The organism is Janthinobacterium sp. FT14W (assembly GCF_009208755.1).
Classification (GTDB): Bacteria; Pseudomonadota; Gammaproteobacteria; order Burkholderiales; family Burkholderiaceae_D; genus Janthinobacterium; species Janthinobacterium violaceinigrum.
Genome location: NZ_WFLL01000017.1, coordinates 108,781 through 117,444 on the forward strand (window position 1 = coordinate 108,781; position 8,664 = coordinate 117,444).

Below are 8,664 nucleotides of genomic sequence, written 5' to 3' on the forward strand. Positions count from 1 at the left end.
GACGCAGCGTGCCTTACTGGCTGTCCTGGCGCGTGTTGCCACCAGCTTCGGCCGGCAAGCGCAGCCCGCTGTCGACCACGCTCAGGCGCAGGCCCGGCAAGACGTTGCCGACCACATTGCCCGCCAGCTGCACCACCGGTGCGCTGCCTGCCGCGCGCTGCTCTGCCTCGCGCGGCGCATCCTGCGTGGCGGCGGACTTGCCTGGCGCCGCCTCGCCACTGGCGATCATGTCGGCCTGCACCATATTGCCTTGCGACGGCGCCACGGCGACAGCCGCAATCACGTTCGCGACAGCGCTTTGCAGCGCTTCCGTCGGCTTGACTTTCAGCACGCCGTCAACATAGTTCAGTGCGTAGTTGTTCGACGTCTGGCCCGATGCCGATACCAGATAATTGCCGGCCGCGGAAGCCGTCGTCGCCGGCGTGCTGAACGCCAGCTTGCCGCTCACTTCAGCGGCCAGCGTGTCGCCACCGAGCAGGCCGCTGTAGCCGGCACTGAAGTCGGGATTGGCGCGTCCCTGGTCTTTTTCAGCGTTATCGACCTTCACCGTCAGCGCCGCCTGTGCAATCGTGGCCGTGCTGCTGGCAGTGCTGTTGACCACGTAATTGCCCGCGTCCGCGCCGCTCAAGCGTATGCCGGCCACCGTCACCGTCTTGCCCACGCCCGCATTCTTGTCGCCGAAGCTGGCGCCATTGCTGGCAATGCTCAGCTGATCATTGCCGATGCGGTTGTCGCGCAGCGTGACCACGGCATTCGTCGTGGCGTCATACACCTTGTTGAGGGCGCTGGCGCTGACCGTCAGGGTGGCTGGCGTGATATCCGCCGTGGTACTGGCCAGGTTGCTGGCCAGTACATAGTTGCCCGCATCGGCGCCACCCAGGCCCAGACCGCTGATGGTCACGGTCTTGCCCGCTGCGGCATTCTTGTCGCCGAATGTGCCAACGACGGGGCCGCTGGCCAGGCTCAAGGCATCGCCGGCCACCATGCCATTGAAGCTGGCGCCCGCCAGGTTCAGGCTGGCCGTCGTGCTGCCGTCGTACACCTTGTTCGCTGCCACGATACCGGCAATGGCGCTGATGGACGCTGGCGTGATGCTGGCCGTCAAGCCCGTCGGGTTGCTGACCGTGTAATTGCTGGCCGAACCGGAGCCGTCGAGCAAGGTGGTGCCGCTGACCGTCACGGCCTTCGCATTGCCCGCGTTCTTGTCGCTGAACGCTGCCGTCTGGCCGCCGATGGCCAGGGTTTCGTCGCCCACCAGGCCGCTCAGGCTGCCGCCGATGAGTTGCGCCACCGCATTGCCGTCGTAGACCTTGTTGCCCGCCACCAGGCCCACGACCGTCAGGGCTTTCGGCGTGATGCTGGCCGTCAAGCCCGTCGGGTTGCTGACCGTGTAGTTGCTGGCCGAGCCGGAACCGTCGAGCAAGGTGGTGCCGCTGACCGTCACGGCCTTCGCATTGCCCGCGTTCTTGTCGCTGAACGCTGCCGTCTGGCCGCCGATGGCCAGGGTTTCGTCGCCCACCAGGCCGCTCAGGCTGCCGCCGATGAGTTGCGCCACCGCATTGCCGTCGTAGACCTTGTTGCCCGCCACCTGGCCCACGACCGTCAGGGCTTTCGGCGTGATGCTGGCCGTCAAGCCCGTCGGGTTGCTGACCGTGTAATTGCTGGCCGAGCCGGAGCCGTCGAGCAAGGTGGTGCCGCTGACCGTCACGGCCTTCGCACTGCCCGCGTTCTTATCGCTGAACGCTGCCGTCTGGCCGCCGATGGCCAGGGTTTCGTCGCCCACCAGGCCGCTCAGGCTGCCGCCAATAAGTTGCGCCACCGCATTGCCGTCGTAGACCTTGTTGCCCGCCACCTGGCCCACGACCGTCAGCGCTTTCGGCGTGATGCTGGCCGTCAAGCCCGTCGGGTTGCTGACCGTGTAATTGCTGGCCAAGCCGGAACCGTCGAGCAAGGTGGTGCCGCTGACCGTCACGGCCTTCGCACTGCCCGCGTTCTTGTCGCTGAACGCTGCCGTCTGGCCGCCGATGGCCAGGGTTTCGTCGCCCACCAAGCCGCTCAGGCTGCCGCCGGTGAGTTGCGCCACCGCATTGCCGTCGTAGACCTTGTTGCCCGCCATCTGGCCTGTCACCGTCAGGGCTTTCGGCGTGATGCTGGCCGTCAAGCCCGTCGGGTTGCTGACCGTGTAATTGCTGGCCCAGCCGGAGCCGTCGAGCAAGGTGGTGCCGCTGACCGTCACGGCCTTCGCATTGCCCGCGTTCTTGTCGCTGAACGCTGCCGTCTGGCCGCCAATGGCCAGGGTTTCGTCGCCCACCAGGCCGCTCAGGCTGCCGCCAATAAGTTGCGCCACCGCATTGCCGTCGTAGACCTTGTTGCCCGCCACCTGGCCCACGACCGTCAGGGCTTTCGGCGTGATGCTGGCCGTCAAGCCCGTCGGGTTGCTGACCGTGTAATTGCTGGCCGAACCGGAGCCGTCGAGCAAGGTTGTACCGCTGACCGTCACGGCCTTCGCACTGCCCGCATTCTTGTCGCTGAACGCTGCCGTCTGGCCGCCGATGGCCAGGGTTTCGTCGCCCACCAGGCCGCTCAGGCTGCCGCCGGTGAGTTGCGCCACCGCATTGCCGTCGTAGACCTTGTTGCCCGCCACCTGGCCCACGACCGTCAGGGCTTTCGGCGTGATATCGGCCGTGCCGCTGGCGGTATTGCTGCCCAGAATGTAGTTGCCCGCGTCCCCGCCACCGAGGGTGATGCCGCTGACATTGACAGTCTTGCCATTGCCCGCGTTCTTGTCGCTGAAGGCGCCGTTGCCGGACAACGTCAGGCTGTCGTTGCCAATCTTGCCATTGAAGGTGGCCGCACCGGTGAGCGTGGCATCCGCCAGGCCGTCGTAAGTCTTGTTATTGACGCCCACGTTCGTCACACTGCTGATGGTCGCCTTGCCGATGTTGGCGCTCACATTGCCTGGGCTGGTGAAGGTGTAATTGCTGGCCAGGCCAGTGCCATCCTGCAAGACAGTACCGCTGATCGTGACCAGCTTGCCCGTGCCCGCGTTCTTGTCGCTGAACGTCCCGACGCCGCCGCTGAAGCCCAGCGTTTCACCCGCGACCATGCCGCTCAAGGTCCCGCCCGACAACACGGCGGCCGTCGTGCCATCGTAGACCTTATTGCCCGCCGTCACACCGGAGAGCGTGACAGCCTTGGGCGTGATACTGGCCGTGGCGCTGGCCGTGTTGTTGGTGAAGTTATAATTTCCAAGATCGCTACCAGACAGGGCGATATTGGTGATATTGACGGTCTTGTTGCTTCCCACGTTCTTATCCGTGAACGCCCCGTTCGCACTGAACAATTGCACGTCGTCGCCCGCAATCTTGCCATTGATGACAGCCAGGCTGGGACTGAGGCTGACGTTGACGTTGCCGTTATAGACCTTGTCCAGGGCAGTCAAACCGCTAATACCGGAAATCGTCGCCTTCGTGATATCGCCCGTCAGGCTGGCAGGCGCACTCAGCGTATAGTTGCTGGCCAGGCCAGTGCCATCGTTCAAGGTCACGCCGCCAACCGTAATGGTCTTGCTGATGCCCGCGTTCTTGTCGCTGTAGCTTGCGCCCTGGACGATAAAGGCCAGGGTTTCCGAGTTGACCAGGCCATTCAAGGTACCGCCGGTCAGGTTCGCATTGACCGTGCCGTCGTAGACTTTATTGCCGCCACTCAAGCCCGTCAATGTCAATGCCTTGGCGCTGATATTCGCACTGCTGGTGGCCGTGTCGCTGGCCAGGTTGTAATTGCCCGCGTCCGTGCCGCCCAGCACGATGCCGCTGACATTGACGACTTTGCCATTGCCGGCGTTCTTGTCGCCGAACGTGCCGACCGCATTGGACACCGTCAGATTGTCGCCGCCCGCCATGCCGCTGAAAGCGGCGCCTGCCGTGTTCAGGCTGGCGGTCATGTTCCCGTCATACACCTTGTTGCCGGCCACCAAACCACTCACGCTGGCGATGGTGGCCTTGCCGATATCGGCACTGCTGCTGGCCGTGGTGCCGGTCAGGTTGTAGTTGCCCGCATCCGTGCCGCCCAGCGCGATGCCGCTGATGCTGACCGTCTTGCCATTGCCCGCATTCTTGTCGGCAAAGCTGCCGCTGGCGCCCGAGACCGTCAAGCTGTCGCCGGCCACCATGCCGGCAAATGCAGCGCCCGCCGTATTCAGGCTGGCGGCGGCGCTGCCGTCATACACTTTATTTTCAGCAACGATGCCGGTCACGCTATTGATGGTGGCCTTGCTGATATTCGCACTGCTGCTGGCCATGCTGCTGCTCAGGTTGTAGTTGCCGGCATCCGTGCCGCCCAAGGTAATGCCGCTGATATTGACCGTCTTGCCGTTGGCGGCATTTTTGTCGGCAAAGCTGCCGCTGGCGCCCGACACCGTCAGGCTGTCGCCGCCCACCATGCCCGTAAACGTGGCGCCTGCCGTGTTCAGGCTGGCGGCGGCGCTGCCGTCATACACCTTGTTGCCGGCGACGATGCCAGCCACGCCGCTGATGGTGGCCTTGCTGATATCGGCTGTGCTGCTGGCCGTGCTGCTGCTCAGGTTATAGTTGCCCGCATCCGCGCCGCCCAGCGCGATGCCGCTGATGCTGACCGTCTTGCCGTTGCCCGCGTTCTTGTCGGCAAAGCTGCCGCTGGCGCCCGAGACCGTCAAGCTGTCGCCGCCAAGCATGCCGGCAAACGTGGCACCCGCCGTGTTCAGGCTGGCGGCGGCGCTGCCGTCATACACTTTATTTCCAGCCACGATGCCGCCAACGCTGGCGATGGTGGCCTTGCTGATGTTGGCCGTCGTACTAGTCGTGCTGCTGAGCAAATTATAGTTATCGGCGTCCGTGCCGCCCAAGACCATGCCGCTGACATTGACCGTCTTGCCGTTGGCGGCATTCTTGTCGACGAAGCTGCCGCTGGCGCCCGACACCGTCAGGCTGTCGCCGCCCACCATGCCGGCAAACGTGGCGCCTGCCGTGTTCAGGCTGGCGGCGGCGCTGCCGTCGTACACTTTATTTCCGGCCACGATGCCCGCCACGCCCGTGATATTGGCCTTGCTGATATCGGCTGTGCTGCTGGCCGTCGTGCCCGTCAAGTTGTAATTGCCCGCGTCAAGGCCGCCCAGAACAATACCGCTGATGCTGACGGCCTTGCCGTTGCCCGCATTCTTGTCGGCAAAGCTGCCGCTGGCGCCCGACACCGTCAAGCTGTCGCCGCCCACCATGCCCGCAAACGTGGCGCCCGCCGTGTTCAGGCTGGCGGTGGCGCTACCGTCATAAACCTTGTTGCCGGCCACGATGCCGGTCACGCCGCTGATGGTGGCCTTGCCGATATTGCCCGTCAAGCCAACGACAGGTACGAGCGCATAGTTGCCGCCGGCGCTGCCGCCCAGGGTGGCATTGGTCGTCACGGCAATGTTATTGCCCGCATTCTTGCTCGCATACGTGCCGCTCACGGCCGAGCTCACATTGGCCAGGTCGCCAGCCAGCACGCCGTTCAGGGTGCCGCTGATGGAGGCCGTGGTCGTGCCGTCGTAAACCTTGCCCGCCACGACACCGCCGCTCAGGGTGACAGACTTGGGCGTGATCACCAGGCCGCCATCGATATAGCTGATCGCGTAGCCGGACTGGCCGCCCGAAGAGTACAGGCCGCTGGCCGACACGCCATACGTTCCCGCATTCACGGCGCCAGTGGCATTGCCCGCATACACGGGCGTGCCCAGCAGGCTGGCGCCTGCCACCGTATTCGAGTAGGTGACGCTATTGCTGCCGCCCGCATAGGCCACGCCGTCATACACCTTGCTGTCATAGGAAACGCGCACGGCGATCTGCTTCATGAATGAGCGCAGGAAAGGTGCGCTCTGGCCGTCGTAGACCACCCACATCTGCGCCAGTTCCCAGCCCGCCCCCGTGTAATTCGACAGGTTTTTCAGCTGCGCCGTCGTCATGCCCGTGCCGCCCGCGCTGGCCAGCTGGCCGCTGGCCGCCGTGTCCCAGTAGCTGCCCGTGACGCTGGCCGCATTGGCGCCCACCAGGCCGCCCACGCTGCCGGAGCCGCTCACGCTGCCGTTCGCGTAGCTGGTGGCGATGCTGCCGCTATTGCTGCCGACCAGGCCGCCGACGGTGCTGCCGCCGCTGACGGCGCCGCTGGCATAGCTGTTTACGACCGTGCCCGTATTGCTGCCCACCAGGCCGCCTCCGGTGGAGGTGCTCGTCACGCCGCTGGTGGCAAAGCTGCCGCTGATCGTACCCGCATTGCTGCCTGCCAGGGCGCCCACATTCGTGCCGCCCGCCACGCTGCCGCCGGACAAGCCCACATTCGCCACCACGCCCCCGCTGCCGATGGCGCCGAACAGGCCCACGTTGCTCGCGCCCGCCTTGGCGATGTTCAGGCTGGAAATGATATTGCCTGCGCCGTCCAGGCTGCCCGTAAAGGCCGCACCCGCCGTGCCGACGGGAATGAAGCCCGTGGTTCCCCAGATATCCTTGCCATTGGCGGCCGTCGTGGCGGCGCTGAAGCTGCTGCCCAGGGTGTAGCTGGCCGATTGATTCATCGTCATCAATTGCAGCTGGTGCGCCGAGTTGATGATCGACGACCATTCGGATGCCAGCATCGGACGCGTGCCGCTACCGCCATTGAGCGTGCCGTCGGCACTCACCGCCACCCAGTTGTTGCCGCTGGCGCCGCCCGTGGTCGTGAAATTGAAACCCGCATAATTACTCGATACCAGCATCTGCGCCGTGCTCAGCCCCTGCGCATTCGAGGTGGCGCCATTGAAGCTTTGGCCGATGCCGTTCAGGCCGGAATTCACCGTGCTGTCAAAATAGGCGCGGTTGACGGAGCCGGAATTGTGCTCGCCGACGATGCCGCCGACGCTGGCGCCACCGCCCGTCACCTTGCCGGTGGCATACACATTCGTGATGGTGCCGCCCACGTTATAACCGACGACGCCGCCTGCCAGCGAGGTGGTCTGCACGTCGCCCGTCGCATAGCTGTTGCTCAAGGTGCCGCGCAACAAGCCCACCAGGCCGCCCACATAGCCGCCCGTGGAAGTCACCTTGCCCGTCGCGTAGCTATTGCTGATGGTCGCGCTGGCGCTGTTATTGGTCCCTACCAGGCCCCCAGCACTGCCCGTGCCGTTCATCGCGCCTGTCGCATAGCTATTGCTGATCGTGGCATTATTGAAACTGACCAGGCCGCCGCCATAGTTGCCGCCTGCGTTAACGGTGCCCGTTGCATAGCTATCGCTGATGGTGCCCGAATTGGTGACCACCAGGCCGGCCGCGACGTAGCGCGTGGAGCTGGTGGTGGCGGAGCTGGAGCTGCTCTTGATCAAGCCGCCCGCAGCATTGAGACCCACGAAACCGCCTGCAGCGCCATAGCCGCCCGGTCCGGGATCGCCGGCGGAGACCACCGTGCCGGAGACGCGGCTATTGCTGATCGTTCCTGCATTGATGCCGACCAGGCCGCCCAGGTTGACGTAACCGGAGCCACTCACGGCGCCGCTGCTGTAAACGTTATCGATCTTGCCATTATTGGCGGCAGCCAGCGCGCCGATGCCGGCATAGCTGCTGCCATAGGTCGCTGCCGAGCCCGCAATGTTGACGTTGCTCAACCCTAAATTGCGCACGGCGCCAGCGGCGCCGATACTGCCGAACATGCCGACGGGCACGTCAGGGCGGCTGATCGTCAAGCCCACGATTTCATGGCCCAGGCCATCGAGCGTGCCGGTGAACGGCGCCCCATCGCTGCCGATGGGCACGAAACCCTTGCCGCCATCCCAGCCGGAAGTGCCGCGTGCATCGATATTGCTGCCCAGTACATACTTGCCGGACAAATTGCCCTGCATGCCCTGCACGTCGCTGCCGCTCGTGCTGTTGAAGGCGCCCAGGCTGTTGATCACCTGATACACGGCCACGCTGCCGTTGCTGCCCAGCTTGGTGCTGAAATTGTTGCCCGATGGCAGGTCGACTTCCGCCTTGACGTTGTAGGTGGACAGATTGCCTGCCGCGACCCCGCTCTGGCCGTATTCGAGCGCCAGGCTGGCCGTGCCCGCGCCGCGCATGGCCTTGTTGATGTTGATATTGTTTTGCGCCGTCAGGGTCAGCTTGTTGGCCGTCCAGTTGATGTTGTCGTTGACGTTGATATTGCCCTGCGTGCCGCTGCCGCCCGAGACGCTCTGGATCTGCACATTGCCCGATTTCAAGGAGTTGCTCAGGAAAGTGCCCGTCATGTCGCCGCCGGAAACGGCGATATTGAAATCGGTCGGGTCGATCAGCCACGTGCCGGACAAGCCCTTGGCCGATGCCGTCGTCACCTTCAGCCCATCGTCGATCTTCACGTGCGCGGCCGAGGTATCGATGAAGCCGCCATTGCGGCCCTCCGGCGCGCTGGCATCGAGCGTGCCTGCCGCGTTCACCGTGCCGCTGTGCATGTCGCCCAGCAGCTTGATCGTGCCACCGCGCGTGTCGATGCTGTGCGCCTCGATCACGCCCGTGTTGTTGACCACCGTTTTCAGCAAGTCGCCCGCCGCCTGCGCCGTCAGCACCACGCTGCCGCCATCGGCCTGGATCAAGCCGCCGTTATTCACCAGCGCGCCCACGGCGCCCCCGTCCACCGCCACGTTCAGCAAGCCAT

Annotated in this window: 1 protein-coding gene; it reads right to left on the reverse strand. The window is 64.7% G+C overall.

Annotation, left to right across the window (positions count from 1 at the left end; translation table 11 throughout):
* Nucleotides 1–13 precede the first annotated feature (13 nt).
* A complete protein-coding gene (locus GCN74_RS13845; protein ID WP_226939030.1) occupies nt 14–8,650 on the reverse strand; it encodes a YDG domain-containing protein in 8,637 nt (2,878 codons plus the stop codon).
* Nucleotides 8,651–8,664 lie beyond the last annotated feature (14 nt).